Origin of the sequence: Corynebacterium sp. HMSC063A05, from assembly GCF_001809695.1 — a bacterium.
In the GTDB taxonomy this organism is placed as follows: Bacteria; Actinomycetota; Actinomycetes; order Mycobacteriales; family Mycobacteriaceae; genus Corynebacterium; species Corynebacterium amycolatum.
Map to the genome: position 1 here is coordinate 1 of NZ_KV798500.1, position 13,601 is coordinate 13,601.

Sequence of the window (13,601 nt, forward strand, 5' to 3'; positions counted from 1 at the left end):
CCCGGAAAAGACACACTTTTCTTTACTTAACCCGTAAACGGCGAGCACACTACCCAGGGCAGATACAAGAAAACCCCCGGTCATTTCGACCGAGGGATTTTCTACTGGTGGAGCTAACGGGACTCGAACCCGTGACCCCCACACTGCCAGTGTGATGCGCTACCAGCTGCGCCATAGCCCCAGAATCAACATCGAAGTGGCTTTCACCCTCCGCTGTGGACTCCTCAAAGGCTACATGGCACTGTCATGTATCACCAAATCCGCATGTAGAACACTCTTTTACGCATTCGCCGAGTACCCCAAAGCGGATCTGCCGAACATGAACTGAAGATGAATCGTGTGAGCGTGCACGGATCCTAGCGCAGGGCCACCTTGACCCACTGCCCCAGTCCGCCATCACCGGAAATGTTCTCCAGAATATCCTTGCCATCGACAAAGACATGCGGCGAGGAAACCTTGCCCAAGCGCTTCTCAAGGTCATCGAAGTTAGCGTCTGCGCTTGCCTTGGCCTCGGTGGTGTCGATGCCGGAGCGGACTTCGCTGACAATTTCGTCAGCGACACCGAGCTGCTCCAGGCGGTCAGCCAGCTCGTCATTGCTCCACGTGACGGAGTTCTGCTGGTCAACCATCATCATTGTGCGGAAGTTCCAATATGCGCGAGCATCCCCGGTCTCAGCAATCTTGCGGGCAGTCGCGTAGATGCGAGTGGAGTGACCGTCACGCTGCTCCTTCTCCTGACCATCCAGGAAGTTCAGCGTGCGGTATTCAGCGACTAGCTTGCCGTCATTTAGCGCCTTGAGCTCATCATCGTGGCCCTCTTCGCTCATCTGAGCACAGTAGTGGCACGAGAAGTCCTCAAAAATCGTGGCTGTTTTAGCCCCTTCGGCGCCGTCCTTGCTTAGCCGGATGACATCACCGTCGAGTGCGACGGAGAAGTCGACGTCCTCATCTGGAAGTCCCTCAATCGGCTGCGACCGGCCGATGTAGATAACTCCGCCGATAACAACAACAACGACAGCAAGAAGGGCAATCAGGCCAACGACGAAGCCACTGCCCTTTTCATTTGGGTTCTTAATCTTCTGACTCACACCGCTTACGATAGCGGTGTTTTCTTGCCAATGACACAATTGTGCCTGAGAAAACGGGAATGGTTGCTAGACCCCATCGCCTTACTTCAGCCCACTTGCCCTATTGCTTAGGCTTAAAAATCTAGCGGGCGGGCTAGGCGTAAATGGCAAACTTCTTCCACGGCCATACGTACACAAATACAGCCAACGCCAAAAAACCTATGTCTCGGGCAATTGACTTGAGATATGAAACTGCGTCAGCGTTCTCGTCGTAGCCACCGCCACCAAAGCAGCCGCAGTCAATCTGCAGTCCGCGCGCCCACGCCGAGATAATGCCTCCGACGAACACCAGCAAGAGCGCTCCTGACAATACTGCTACCGGACGCAGGAAAAGCCCCAATACCAGTAAGAGTCCAAGGATGACTTCGAAGGCGGGCAGCGCAACCGCTACCATCGGCACCAAGTCGCTCGGCAGCAGTTCATAAGCTTGCACTGCCTGACGCGATTCCAGCGGGTTCAGCAGTTTGATAAGACCCGAGTACAACCAAACTGCAGCTAGGCCGAATCGGGCCACCACGCCTACGAAATTCTTCATACACAGAAATATTAGTACAGGTTAACTGCTTACAGTTAGCCCAACGGCTACCGATTATCCGTTCAGAACTGCCGCGACCACGTCCTGTGCCTCAGCCTGAACCTGTGCCAGGTGATCCGCTCCCTTGAAGGACTCCGCGTAAATCTTGTACTTATCTTCAGTGCCCGACGGGCGTGCTGCGAACCAAGCGTTCTCCGTAACCACCTTGAGGCCACCAATCGCAGCGCCGTTACCCGGCGCTTCAGTCAGTTTGGCTGTGATGGTCTCCCCAGCCAGGGTGTCGGCCTTGACCTGCTCCGGCGAGAGCTTCTTCAGGATTGCCTTCTGCTCACGGGTTGCGTCCGCATCGGTGCGGGCGTAAGCCGGGGCACCGTACTTATTGGCGAGCTCTGCGTAGAGCTGCGATGGAGTCTTCTCGGTCACGGCCTTGATCTCGCTGGCCAGGAGGTCCAGGATGATGCCGTCCTTATCGGTAGACCACACAGTGCCGTCGTGACGCAGGAACGATGCGCCGGCGGATTCTTCACCACCGAAACCGATGGTGCCGCCGAGCAAACCCGGGACGAACCACTTAAAGCCGACTGGAACTTCCACTAGCTTGCGACCCAAATTGGCGACGACGCGGTCAATCATCGACGAAGACACCAGCGTCTTACCGACCGCGGTGTCCTGCGACCAGCCCGGGCGGTGTGCGAAGAGGTAATCAATGGCAACGGCCAGGTAGTGGTTCGGGTTCATCAAGCCTGCGTCCGGTGTCACAATTCCGTGACGGTCCGAGTCCGCGTCATTGCCGGTGGAGATGTCGAACTTATCGCGGTTACCAATCAACGACGCCATCGCATTCGGTGAGGAGCAGTCCATACGAATCTTGCCGTCTGTATCCAGCGTCATAAAACGCCAGGTCGCATCAACCAGCGGATTGACCACAGTCAGATTTAGGTTATGCGCATCGCCAATTGCACCCCAGTAATCCACCGACGCACCACCCATTGGGTCAGCGCCGATACGCACGCCGGCATCACGGATGGCGTCGAGGTTGACAACATTCGGCAGGTCCGACACGTATGCGTTGAGGTAGTCGTGCTTTACGACGAGGTCAGCGGCCTTATCCACCAGCTGGCGCTTAACCCCATCCAGGCCCTTAGCCAGGTATTCATTGGCACGAGCTGCAATCCAGTCCGTCGCATCCGCGTCCGCCGGACCACCGGTCGGCGGGTTGTACTTAAAACCACCATCTCGTGGCGGATTGTGGGAAGGGGTAATCACGATGCCGTCGGCACGCGCGGAGCTACTACCCGTCGGACCGCCCTCCACGTCGCGGTTATACGTCAGAATCGCGTGACTGACGGCCGGGGTCGGCGTGTAGCGATCCTGAGCGTCAACCATCACGGTAATGCCGTTGGCCGTGAGCACCTCGAGGGCGGAAATCATTGCCGGCTCGGACAGGCCGTGGGTATCGCGGCCAACGTACAGTGGGCCTTCAATGCCCTGGCCCTTGCGGTAATCCACGATGGCCTGAGTAGTGGCGTGAATGTGGTCTTCGTTGAAAGCGCCGTCGAGGGAGGAACCGCGGTGACCGGAAGTACCGAAGACGACCTTCTGGTCGGGGTTATTCGGGTCCGGGTGCTTTGTGTAGTAGGCAGTGACCAGTTCCGCGACATCGATAAGGTCGGATGGCTGGGCCAATTGCCCGGCGCGCTCATGAGCCATTGTGGGTATCCTCCTGCTAAATCGGCGAACTGCGCAACCGCCGATTTCATTGCCGACCAACCGGCCGAGACAAAGAAACCGAACTTAGATGCGCTTCCTCCTCTCCAGTGTCCCCGTTTTAGGGACAGCGCGCATGGCAAGAACCACTCGGTAAGGCAAACTCGCCCCTGCAATAGGGTGCATCAGATAGATTGCCGCGTGCCGATGGGAGCACCTTCTCGAAAGGATTCCGGGCTGCCGGCACCTGTCTCCTGTCCCCCCCCCTTAGCCGCTGTGCTAGCGTTTTCACCGTGAATGAGGAATCTGTTGCTCCGAAGCTGCCATCAGCAGGACGAGCGCAGGGTCTGACAGCTCTGGCCGTGGCCGGCGGCGCCGCTGTTGGCGCAGTAGGTCGCTTTCTGTTCGGAGCGGCGATCGATGCAATCGTTGGCTCGGGAATTAGCGCAATCTCGACGACTGTCATCAACTTACTGGGCTGCCTTCTCTTCGGCCTGGTCAGCAGTATCGCGTTTGCTAATCCTCGGCTTTCCGCTTTCTGCGGTACTGGCTTTTGTGGCGGCTTCACCACTTTCTCCGCCTTTGTCATTCTCCTATTGGCACAGGCGGACACGTCAGTCGTGCTGATTGTGAGCGTTGGGCTTATTCACCTGCTGTGTTGTCCCCTCGCCTACTGGTTGGGAACCAAGTGTGCGCGGGAGGTTGCGGAATGACCGGCGATCTCCTCAGTTCTTTTCCCTCGGCACTCTCTGCCATTCTCGCTATCGCAGTTGGCGCCGCAGTAGGTGGAGCGCTGCGCTATACGCTGGCCGAACTTGCGGTGAAGTGGGCTGATTCCAAACTGCCCGGAACGTGGACCGCGAATATGATTGCCTGCTTCGTCGCCGGTGCCGCTGCTGTGGTGTGGTCGCGGGGAACGTCGACAAGCGACGGCATGACCCCTGCCCTGGCCTATGCGACGGTGATGATTGGCTTCGCCGGCGGCCTGTCGACGTGGTCCACACTCGCCGGAGAGATCACACGCCTTAAAAACCAACACTTTTGGAGGGCATGTGGGTACGTTGCTCTCACACTGATTGGCGGAATGATCTTTGTTTTCGCCGGAATGCGTTTACCCCCACTTGTGGCGAATTAGTAGCGCAATAATCATTTTCTGAGAATTTAATGATTGGGTTTAGGCTTTCTACCAGTAAAGTTCCACAGCATGGAAAGCTTCAGCGATTTTGTCTCAGCGGCGGATAGTTTTATTTGGAGTCCGTACCTCCTCATCCCCGCGCTGATCGGCACCGGAATCATCTTGACCATTCGCCTGGGCGCAATTCACCTGGTCAAACTCGGCTCGGCACTGCGCCTCGGACTCATCGACCGTAACGACGACGACGCCGAGGGAGATATCACCAACTACCAGGCGCTGGCGACGGCTCTCGCGGCAACTGTCGGTGTCGGCAACATTGTCGGTGTCGCTACCGCAATCGGCTTAGGTGGACCCGGTGCGCTGTTCTGGATGTGGGTAACCGGCCTGCTAGGTATGGCATCGAAGTACTCCGAGGCATTCCTGGGCGTGAAGTACCGCCAGACCGATGCAGCTGGCGAACAGTCCGGTGGTCCGCAGTACTACCTGCGCAAGGCCATCCCGAATGGTTTTGGTAAGACGCTGGGCATTCTCTTCGCCGTCTTCGCTGCGCTGGCGGCGTTTGGTATCGGCAACCTAACCCAGGGCAATGCCGTGGCCTCGAACCTGGAAAACAGCTTCGACATCGATCCGACGCTCTCCGGCATGATTATGTTCATCCTGGTAGGTGCAGCTCTGATGGGTGGCATTAAGTCGATTGGCCGCATCACCGCCAGCTTTGTGCCGATGATGATTGTGCTCTACATCGGTGCGGCCGTGTGGGTGCTCGTCGCCAATGTCTCGGCGCTGCCCGAAACCTTCAAGCTCATCTTCACCGATGCTTTCACCGGCACCGCGGCCGTTGGTGGGTTCGCAGGATCCACGCTCATTCTCGCCCTGCAGATGGGTGTTGCCCGCGGTCTGTTCTCCAACGAGTCGGGCCTGGGTTCCGGTGCTATCGCCGCTGCCGCCGCATCGACGACTCACCCAGTTCGTCAGGGTTTGGTCTCCATGACTCAGACCTTCATTGACACCATCATCGTCGTGTCCTTCACCGGCCTGGTTATCATCAGCACCGGTGTTTGGCAGGATGGCAACGTCGACACTGGCGCTCTGACCGCTGAGGCATTCTCCCGCGGTCTGCCGGGTCACTGGGGTGGCACCATCGTCACGCTGTCGGTTGTCTTCTTCGCATTCTCCACCATGCTGGGCTGGTCCTACTACGGTGAGCGCGCCTTCGAGTCCCTGGTCGGTCGCCGCGGCACCGGCCTCTACCGTGCGGTCTTCACCTGCGTGGTCTTCGTCGGCGCGGTAACTCAGCTGGAAACCGTCTGGTCCGTCGCCTCGGCCCTCAACGGCCTGATGGCGCTGCCGAACCTCATCGGTCTAATTGTCCTGTCCGGGCTCATCGCGCGTGAGACAAAGGCATACCTCGAATTTGACCCTCAACTTCGAGCAACGGCTGCGGAAATCGACAAGTGGCAGTCTCAGCAAGACTTCGAGGCTTTCAGCAAGAACTAACTGAAACTACCTGCTGCCCGTAAGGGCTACGGCAAAACTACGAGCAGGTCTGCGCGGTCTCCGGCTTTTCGATTGCCGCAAGCGCGTCGTCAAGCACAGAGACCTTTACCAACTTCATATCGCCTCGGTCGGCAGTCACAGCTTCTGCGCAATTGCCTTCCGGCACGAAGAACATTTCGGCGCCCTCATCTCGGGCAGCCGAGATTTTGTGTGTAATGCCACCGATTTCGCCCACGTTGCCGGCAGCGTCAATAGTGCCAGTGCCAGCGAGGTGCTGCCCCTCGGTCAGATCGCCTGGACTCAGCTTGTCAATCACTCCAAGCGTCATCATGAGACCCGCCGACGGACCTCCAATGCCGCTGAGCTGGTACTCAACTTTGGTGTCGTCCGCGGATTGCGCCCCCATCCCCACGCCGAGCAGCGCGGCATTCTTTTGATGCGGGTTTTCCGCCAGTGTCACAGAAATATCGACGGCTTTCTCGGGGGCAGAGTCCTCGCCCTTAGCAGCCTTCTGCTTATCGACGGTTGCAGGCTTGACCCTCAACGTGACAGTATCGCCCGGGTTGCGTCCGGCAATAATCGCCTTGACTTGCTCGGGCTTGCTTACTGCCACCCCATCCACTGCGAGAATCACATCGTCTTCATGCAGTCGCCCATCGACGGGACTATCCGGCACTGTGTAGGCGACGGTGACTTCCATCGGCAACCCGAGATGTGCCAGTGCAGCGGAGGTGGCGTTGGCCTCCGACTCGGTGAATGCAGCCTTGTTCTCCTCTTCCACCTCGTCCTGGCTCTGGCCCGGAGGGAAGACCGCCTCAATGGGGACGATATCGTTGTCACGATCAAACCACAGGCCAATGACCTGCGGCAATGTCAGGTTATGCCTGACTGCGACGGTTGTCATATCCAGCGTGCCCTTAGAGCGTTCGGAGTCCGCAGCACTGCCGCTGACCGAGATAATGCTCTTTCCCTCGACATCGCTGAGGACGTCGAAGACCGGGCCAGGCCCCTGCGCGGCATAGGGAACTGTCAGCGTTGGCAGCGAAAGCACAGTTGCCAACGCGGCGATGGGCACAGCGCCCGCAACAAGAGTTTGGGTACGACGATTCACAAATAACACCCTACATTCTCGCTATCTGCCTACTGGACACCTGATGAATGTTGTTCGTGTCTGTTCGCTGGGCGCGAAGTTGCCAATAAAGTGGTGCTTTTAAGTACTCACGCGGGTCATTGCCCGGTACGGTGGGAGCATGAGTTCTAACGGATTTGGCTTTGGTCCGAACGACAATGATGACGATCGTGACGACGCTGGCAACAATGACTCCGGCCAGGGCGGTCAGGGCGGCCAGGGCGGTCCTTTCGGTTTCTTCGGGTTCCCCTTCGGTGGCATGGGCGGCGCCGGTGGCTTCGGTTTCGGCGGCCCCGGGCAGCCCGGCAGCGGCGCCTCTGGCAAAGGAGAACAGCCGAACTTGGGCGATATTCTCAACCAGTTCGGCGAGATGTTCTCCGGCATGGGGCAGCGATTCCAGGAGTCTAACTCTGGCCCTGTCAACTACGACGCGGCCGAGCGCGTTGCGCGGACCCGTCTTGGTAACCCAGCTCCGGTGAAGGACTCGGCCCGCGAGGCGCTGTCTGATTCCTTGCGCCTGGCCGAACTGTGGCTAGATGACGTCACCTCCCTTCCCGCTGGTGTCAACCGCGTAGAAGCGTGGAATAGCCTGCAGTGGTTGGAGAACACCAAGTCGACATGGACTCGCCTTGTCGATCCCGTCGCCAGCCGCATGAGTGATGCCTCCCTCGAGGGCGTTCCAGAAGAAGCTCGCGAGATGATGGGCCCGATGCTGGGCATCATGCGTCAGATGAACTCGATGAGTTTCGGTACTCAGCTAGGCAATGCGCTGGCTGAATTGGCACAGACGAGCCTGACTGGTTCTGACCTCGGGCTGCCGCTACACACCACTGGTGCGGCGGTACTGCTGCCAACACATCTAGTTACTCTCGCAGAGGAACTCGAGGTTCCAGCGCGCGATCTGTTTATCTACGCCACTGCCCGTGAAGCTGCACACCAACGTCTTTACGACCGCGTGCCATGGCTGGCTGAACGCATGATTTCCTCTGTCGAGGAGTACGCCGCTGGCATCGTCATCGACTACTCCGCGATCGAAGAGGCCGCCCGCGGTCTGGATATTGAGAACATGCAGGATCCGCAGCGTATGCAGGAGGCTATGAGTCAGCTGCAAAATATGGATCTGAGTCCGAAGATTCGTTCTCGTAACGAGAATGCTCGTACTCGTTTCCAGACGCTGCTAGCACTGGTCGAAGGGTGGGTGGACATGGTTGTCACCGATGCCCTCGGTGAGCGTCTACCGGGTGCCGCACAATTGGATGAAGCCTGGCGTCGTCGCCGCGCCACCGAAGGTGCTGAGCAGGCGCTGGAGAAGGCCACCGGCATTGACCTCGGCTCCCCCAAGGTGCGTGAGGCAACCAACTTGTGGCACCGCCTGACCACCGCTGTGGGCATCGAGCGACGTGACAAGGTCTGGGATCACCCGGACTTCCTGCCCGTAGCAGAAGATTTGGATGAACCCGCGGCCTTTATTGACTCGGTTCTTGGCGGTTCGGACAACGATGACTTCGACCCGATCGCAGAGCTTGAAGAGCAGCTGCGCAAAGAAGCCGAAAAACGCGCGGCTGAGGGCAAGGACAGTGACACCGACGAGGACAATTCTGGCGACACCGATGACGATAAGTAGCTAGTTAGCTCTGGGTTCCCCAGCGCTGATACGCCTCTAAATAGCCCCGTGCCCGTTCGTGGTACGGGGCTTTTGCCGCCCAATACCAGAACTCTTCGGTATGACCCCCGTCGACGAAAGTGTGCACCAGTTCGTGCACAATGACATCGTCGAGGACGTACCCCGGGACGTCGGCAAGCCTGTGCGAAATGCGAATACGTCCCGGACTATCGACGCCGCCGGTGACCGATGCCCACCTGCGCGACATGTTCTTGACCCATTTGATTGACTCAAACCGCGGGCGATCTTCCAGCACCGTACGCGAGAGCAGCCGTGCGCGGCGCTCCAGCTCGGAATTATCCAGGTTGCTGCCAACTTTCTTCCGCACTCGCGCCACAATTTCATTGACCTGCTGTTTTTCCGCAGCGGCGCTGAGGTCGTCCGGAACCATGACAATGATTCGGTTTCCCTCCGCGCGGGCGGACACAGTACGGCGGCGGCGCTTCGAGCGCCGAACCTCAACATCCGGGCCGTACTCAGGTCGCTTGGTGCTCATGCTTTTTAAGCGTATATGCTCTGCCCTGCGATTGCGTAAAAGCTGGCCCCGGGGTAAAAGATATTTTTATGGGGGAATACAGGGATACGTCTCGGGGGCGGGATGGTACGGCTGGCGTAATAGGTTCGGACGCACCCGCAGCACAAACGCTTGCCGCGCCTACCACGGACTACGCGCTGCGCCCGGAGATACCGATTATCATGCGCCCAGGCGCGCGGATTCAGTTCGGCGTGGAACCGGAGCGCAGCATGATTCTGCCGCTTTCCGACGGCACCCCGCCGGGGCCTGTCTTCTCGGCACTTCTTGCAGCTCATAGAGGTAGCACCTTAAGCGAGGCCTTTGCTGACAGTCACGACAAACTGTCACCGCAGTTCATTACAGCACTTATCTCCGACCTTCACCGAGCAGCACTGGTCCAAAAACCACCGACACGACGGAGGATTACGCTGATCGGTCGGGACAGTTTGCGCACTGGACTTTTAAAAGAGCTTCGTCGCACGGGTTGCGGTAGTTGGACGACGGCAATGTCGCCCACTCGCAATGCGACGCTGAAAATATCTCAATCCACGCCGGAAGACATCGGGCTCGCGGTGGTCACGGGCATGGAAGTACCGAGCATGCCCTTGGTTCGCGCTCTGTTTCATCGTGGAATTGAGCATCTGCACACGCATTTCCGCGATGGAGCACTGATTCTTGGGCCGCTTGTTCAGCCAGGTAAAGGGCCCTGCTCGATGTGTTTCGAAGCTTATCGACGAGACCGCGACCCCGTCCGGGCACTGATTGCGCTGCAGCTTCGCACTTTTACGCCCGTGACCGCACCGGAATGGCTGAACACAGCGGTGCCGCTGTTGGTTGGGCAGCTGCGGCGACCGGACCTCTCAGATCTATGTGCGACAGAGGTGCGCATAGATCTGGAAAGCCTCGATATCACCCGCACTACGGTTGCTCCCCACCCGCAGTGCCCAGTGTGTGGTCATGGCAACTCGCAGATGCAGTTCATGTAATTCGAAGTTCCTTGAGCAGAATCTGACTAGGAATTCACAAAAGAATTGACGATTCCCAAGATGCCTTCGCCGAAATGATTGAGCTTCGCTTCTCCAATTCCGGGAATCTGCAGAAGTTCCGCCGGCGTAGTCGGTTGCTGCTCACCGATGGCCAGAAGGGTCGCATCGGAGAAGATCACGAATGCGGGGACAGTCATTTCTCTCGACATTTCCAGGCGCCATGCACGCAATGCTTCCAGTAGCGCAGGATCCGCACTGACCGGGCACTCTTCACAGCGCCCTGAGATCCGCTCCGCATCGGTGTGCAATGGCTTAGTGCAGCCCTTGCACTGTTTGGACTGCTGACGCTTACCACGGGAACTAGAGCTCCTTGAGCTTCGCTGTGCCTCCGCCGAGTAGTCAGAGACATCAATGTCGAGTTCATCGAGGAATCGTGTGCGGCGACGTGACCTGCGGCCGCCTTCTGTCCGCGACAATGACCAAGATAGCTCCAGATGTTCACGGGCTCGAGTAATGCCGACATAGAACAGACGGCGCTCTTCTTCGATGGCTTCCGCTCCCTGTGCAGGAGATCGGTCGAATTTATTCAGCGAATGTTGGATAGGCAGCGAACCGTCGGTAAGCCCAACGAGGAACACCGCATCCCACTCCAGCCCCTTGGCTGCATGCAGGCTAGCCAACGTCACGCCATCCAGCGTCGGCGGATGCTTGGCCTGCTGCCGAGTGTGCAATTGGCCGAGGAGCGCCTGGATATTGACCTCGGTGTTGGCATGAACGATGTCCTTACACAGGTCGAATAGGGCGCGCAGTGACTGCCAACGTTCCCTGGCACCAGTGCCTTCCGGCTCTTGGTCAGTCATGCCAAGACCCGCGAAAACCTGCTTGACCAAATCCAACAGATTCGTGCCCTGCAATGTCGGAACAGTCCGTGAGGAACGGGAAACTCGCACAAGTGCTGCGATGGCATCGCGGATCTCGGGACGCTGGTAGAAACCGTCCCCGCCACGAACCTGGTAGGCGACTCCTACCTCGGACAAAGCCTGCTCAAAAACTGCGGACTGTGCGTTAATCCGGTACAAAACGGCAATCTCCGATGCCGGCGTACCCGCGTCGATAAGTCGCTTGATGCTGCGCGCGGTCGCGCGAGCTTCCATTGGCTCATCGTCGTACTGATTGAAAGTCGGCTCCGGGCCGTCTTCACGCTGCCCAATCAGCTTCAGCCGCGAGCCGGCGATACGTCCCTGCGCACGGCCGATGACATTGTTAGCCAGACCGACGACCTGTGGGGTCGATCGGTAGTCCCGCTGCAGGCGGACCACTGTGGCTTCCGGGTAGTCCCGAGAGAAGTTCATCAGGTATTGCGGAGTCGCGCCTGTGAAAGAGTAAATCGTCTGGTTGGCGTCCCCGACAACTGTCAGGTTGTCACGGTCTCCCAGCCAGGCGTTGAGAACTCGCTGCTGTAACGGGGTGACATCCTGGTACTCATCGACGACGAAGCACCGATACTGGTTGCGGAATTCCTCCGCCACTGCACGGGAATTCTCCATCGCACCGGCGGTGTGAATGAGTAGGTCGTCGAAGTCGAGCAATAGCCCGTCCGGGGTGGTTTTTATGTCCTCGTAAGCGCGATAGCAATCGACAATTTTCTCCGCAGACAGAGGCGCCGTGCGCCCATGCTCCCGCAGCGCGGCTTGGTACTTATCCGCACCGGCCAGAGTGGCCTTCGCCCACTCAATCTCGCCCATGACATCTCGGATTGTTTCCTTAGAGGTGTCCAGGCCCACTCGACGTACTGCTTGGGCGACAACACGGAATTTCTTGTCATCCAACAGCTGCCAGGGCATATCACCGGCGACTTGGGGCCAGAAGTAGCGCAGCTGGCGAAGTGATGCCGAGTGGAAAGTGCGCGCCTGGACTCCGGGCGTTCCCATCTTTGCCAGGCGGTCGCGCATCTCCCCTGCGGCACGCGAGGTAAATGTCACCGCTAATACCTTTTGCGGCTGCACAAACCCCTGGTCAATGAGGTACTTGATGCGATGAGTAATTGTTCGGGTCTTACCTGTACCGGCTCCGGCAAGAATGCACACCGGCCCCATCGGAGCCGTGGCTGCCTCACGCTGATCTGGATCCAGCCCAGCTAGATATTCCGGCTCGTTCACATCCGCCTCTGAGTAAGTCAAAAGTTGTTAGACCCCATTTTTAAACTTGTCGAGTGCTATTCGTCATTGCTGTAGACACGGCGGACGTACAGCAGCCGGTCGCCTGGCTCCACCGATTCACACTCCGGTGAATCAATTCGGTACAGCTCACCCGAGCGCACCACACCGAGTGCAATATCCGCGAGGTGCCGTGGGCTGGCACCGATTTCCTCTTCGGTGACGAGCCTCTCTGCAACAGAGAATCCTTCATCCGGGCTCAGGAGGTCTTCCATCATCTCCACCACCGAAGGAGTCACCGTGGCCAGCCCCAGCATTCGGCCGGCGGTTTCAGAAGAAATGACCACTTGGTCTGCACCTGACTGCGTCAACAAGTGGCGGTTTTCTGATTCACGCACTGAAGCCACAATTGAGGCACCCGGTGCCAACTCGCGGACAGACAACGTGACCAGCACCGCTGTGTCATCTTTGTTCGGTGCAACGACTATAGAGCGGGCACGCTGAATACCAGCTAACTTCAGCACATCAGATTTAGTAGCCGACCCATGCACCGTCGCCAAGCCTTGATTCGAAGCGTGGTCGAGTGCTTCCTTGTCCGTATCAATAACAACGATTTCTGCCGGATCTACGCCGTCCGCGAGAAGAGCTGCAATGGCAGAACGACCCTTGGTGCCGTATCCGATAACGACGGTGTGGTTGCGCAACTGTCTCCTCCAGCGCTGAATTTGCAGGGTTTTCCGAGACTCTTGGGTCAAAACGGTCAGAGTAGTACCGACCAAGAGAGCAAGGAAGGCCACACGCAGTGGCGTAATGATCAAAATATTGAGTAATCGAGCCCTCTGTGTGACCGGCGTGATGTCACCGTAGCCCGTCGTCGACAGGCTGACAGCCGAGTAATACACCGCATCGATGAAGGTGAGAGGCTCCGTGTATCCGTCGTGATCGTAGTAGACCACGACGGATGCAATCAGCAGCAAAAACACGGCGTAGTTCAAACGACGTATGATTAGCCGCCAAGGATTCTTCGGCGCGGACTCAGGCAGACCAATGACTCCCAGCAGTGCATGCCCGGGAAGATCATTGAGCCCGGTTTCGTATCCCGAAGATTTCCGAATTGGATTACGCAACCGCTCCTCGCCTGCCTTTCATGAA

Annotated in this window: 12 protein-coding genes and 1 tRNA gene; 5 read left to right on the forward strand and 8 right to left on the reverse strand. The window is 58.1% G+C overall.

Features of this window, described 5'->3' with window-relative positions; all coding sequences use genetic code 11:
* Positions 1 to 105 precede the first annotated feature (105 nt).
* From HMPREF2651_RS03835 to pgm, 4 genes are all read right to left on the reverse strand, one after another.
* A tRNA-Ala gene (locus HMPREF2651_RS03835) sits at positions 106 to 181 on the reverse strand.
* Positions 182 to 356: 175 nt separating this feature from the next.
* A complete protein-coding gene (locus tag HMPREF2651_RS03840; RefSeq protein WP_049182178.1) occupies positions 357 to 1,088 on the reverse strand; it encodes a DsbA family protein in 732 nt (243 codons plus the stop codon).
* A 133-nt stretch (positions 1,089 to 1,221) separates the two neighbouring features.
* Entirely contained in the window at positions 1,222 to 1,662 is a 441-nt protein-coding gene (locus HMPREF2651_RS03845) for a MauE/DoxX family redox-associated membrane protein (protein WP_038627975.1), read from the reverse strand.
* 54 nt (positions 1,663 to 1,716) lie between these two features.
* Positions 1,717 to 3,372, reverse strand: a complete 1,656-nt coding sequence (pgm, locus tag HMPREF2651_RS03850; RefSeq protein ID WP_038627973.1) for a phosphoglucomutase (alpha-D-glucose-1,6-bisphosphate-dependent) — start codon at positions 3,370 to 3,372, stop codon at positions 1,717 to 1,719.
* Positions 3,373 to 3,662: 290 nt separating this feature from the next.
* Between pgm and HMPREF2651_RS03855 the strand changes: the two genes are divergently transcribed.
* From HMPREF2651_RS03855 to HMPREF2651_RS03865, 3 genes are all read left to right on the forward strand, one after another.
* Positions 3,663 to 4,082: a fluoride efflux transporter FluC gene (locus HMPREF2651_RS03855; protein WP_224792265.1), complete on the forward strand. Its 420-nt coding sequence runs from the start codon at positions 3,663 to 3,665 to the stop codon at positions 4,080 to 4,082.
* Positions 4,079 to 4,504 carry a fluoride efflux transporter FluC gene (locus tag HMPREF2651_RS03860; protein ID WP_038627971.1) on the forward strand — a complete coding sequence of 142 codons (426 nt, stop codon included), beginning with the start codon at positions 4,079 to 4,081 and terminating at the stop codon, positions 4,502 to 4,504. Before HMPREF2651_RS03855 ends, HMPREF2651_RS03860 begins: the two co-directional genes overlap by 4 nt.
* A 69-nt stretch (positions 4,505 to 4,573) precedes the next feature.
* The gene (locus HMPREF2651_RS03865; RefSeq protein WP_038627968.1) at positions 4,574 to 6,001 is read left to right on the forward strand and encodes an alanine/glycine:cation symporter family protein; all 1,428 of its coding nucleotides are present in this window, start codon (positions 4,574 to 4,576) and stop codon (positions 5,999 to 6,001) included.
* A 37-nt stretch (positions 6,002 to 6,038) separates the two neighbouring features.
* On the opposite strand, the gene HMPREF2651_RS03870 is transcribed toward HMPREF2651_RS03865, so the two are convergent.
* A complete protein-coding gene (locus HMPREF2651_RS03870; RefSeq protein ID WP_038627965.1) occupies positions 6,039 to 7,112 on the reverse strand; it encodes a YlbL family protein in 1,074 nt (357 codons plus the stop codon).
* A gap of 139 nt (positions 7,113 to 7,251) precedes the next feature.
* Between HMPREF2651_RS03870 and HMPREF2651_RS03875 the strand changes: the two genes are divergently transcribed.
* Positions 7,252 to 8,754 (forward strand): zinc-dependent metalloprotease, encoded by a 1,503-nt coding sequence (locus tag HMPREF2651_RS03875; RefSeq protein WP_049182180.1) that lies wholly within the window; start codon positions 7,252 to 7,254, stop codon positions 8,752 to 8,754.
* A 4-nt stretch (positions 8,755 to 8,758) separates the two neighbouring features.
* Here HMPREF2651_RS03875 and HMPREF2651_RS03880 read toward each other — a convergent pair whose 3' ends face one another.
* Complete coding sequence (locus HMPREF2651_RS03880) at positions 8,759 to 9,289, reverse strand: YgjP-like metallopeptidase domain-containing protein (RefSeq protein WP_016422236.1); 531 nt, start codon at positions 9,287 to 9,289, stop codon at positions 8,759 to 8,761.
* Between the two features lie 68 nt (positions 9,290 to 9,357).
* On the opposite strand from HMPREF2651_RS03880, the gene HMPREF2651_RS03885 reads away from it, so the two are divergent.
* On the forward strand, positions 9,358 to 10,293 hold the full coding sequence (locus HMPREF2651_RS03885; protein WP_239663087.1) for a TOMM precursor leader peptide-binding protein: 936 nt from the start codon (positions 9,358 to 9,360) through the stop codon (positions 10,291 to 10,293).
* A gap of 26 nt (positions 10,294 to 10,319) precedes the next feature.
* Here the strand turns inward: HMPREF2651_RS03885 and HMPREF2651_RS03890 are convergent, their stop codons facing one another.
* Complete coding sequence (locus HMPREF2651_RS03890; protein WP_049182343.1) at positions 10,320 to 12,389, reverse strand: ATP-dependent DNA helicase UvrD2; 2,070 nt, start codon at positions 12,387 to 12,389, stop codon at positions 10,320 to 10,322.
* Positions 12,390 to 12,508: 119 nt separating this feature from the next.
* Positions 12,509 to 13,576: a potassium channel family protein gene (locus HMPREF2651_RS03895; protein ID WP_049182182.1), complete on the reverse strand. Its 1,068-nt coding sequence runs from the start codon at positions 13,574 to 13,576 to the stop codon at positions 12,509 to 12,511.
* Positions 13,577 to 13,601: the final 25 nt, after the last annotated feature.

Bases quoted from the DNA above. Each gene is read 5' to 3' on its own strand.
- HMPREF2651_RS03885 (WP_239663087.1), top strand. From the start codon at position 9,358: ATGGGGGAATACAGGGATACGTCTCGGGGGCGGGATGGTACGGCTGGC.
- HMPREF2651_RS03875 (WP_049182180.1), top strand. From the start codon at position 7,252: ATGAGTTCTAACGGATTTGGCTTTGGTCCGAACGACAATGATGACGAT.
- HMPREF2651_RS03865 (WP_038627968.1), top strand. From the start codon at position 4,574: ATGGAAAGCTTCAGCGATTTTGTCTCAGCGGCGGATAGTTTTATTTGG.
- HMPREF2651_RS03860 (WP_038627971.1), top strand. From the start codon at position 4,079: ATGACCGGCGATCTCCTCAGTTCTTTTCCCTCGGCACTCTCTGCCATT.
- HMPREF2651_RS03845 (WP_038627975.1), bottom strand. From the start codon at position 1,662: ATGAAGAATTTCGTAGGCGTGGTGGCCCGATTCGGCCTAGCTGCAGTT.
- HMPREF2651_RS03880 (WP_016422236.1), bottom strand. From the start codon at position 9,289: ATGAGCACCAAGCGACCTGAGTACGGCCCGGATGTTGAGGTTCGGCGC.
- pgm (WP_038627973.1), bottom strand. From the start codon at position 3,372: ATGGCTCATGAGCGCGCCGGGCAATTGGCCCAGCCATCCGACCTTATC.
- HMPREF2651_RS03890 (WP_049182343.1), bottom strand. From the start codon at position 12,389: ATGGGGCCGGTGTGCATTCTTGCCGGAGCCGGTACAGGTAAGACCCGA.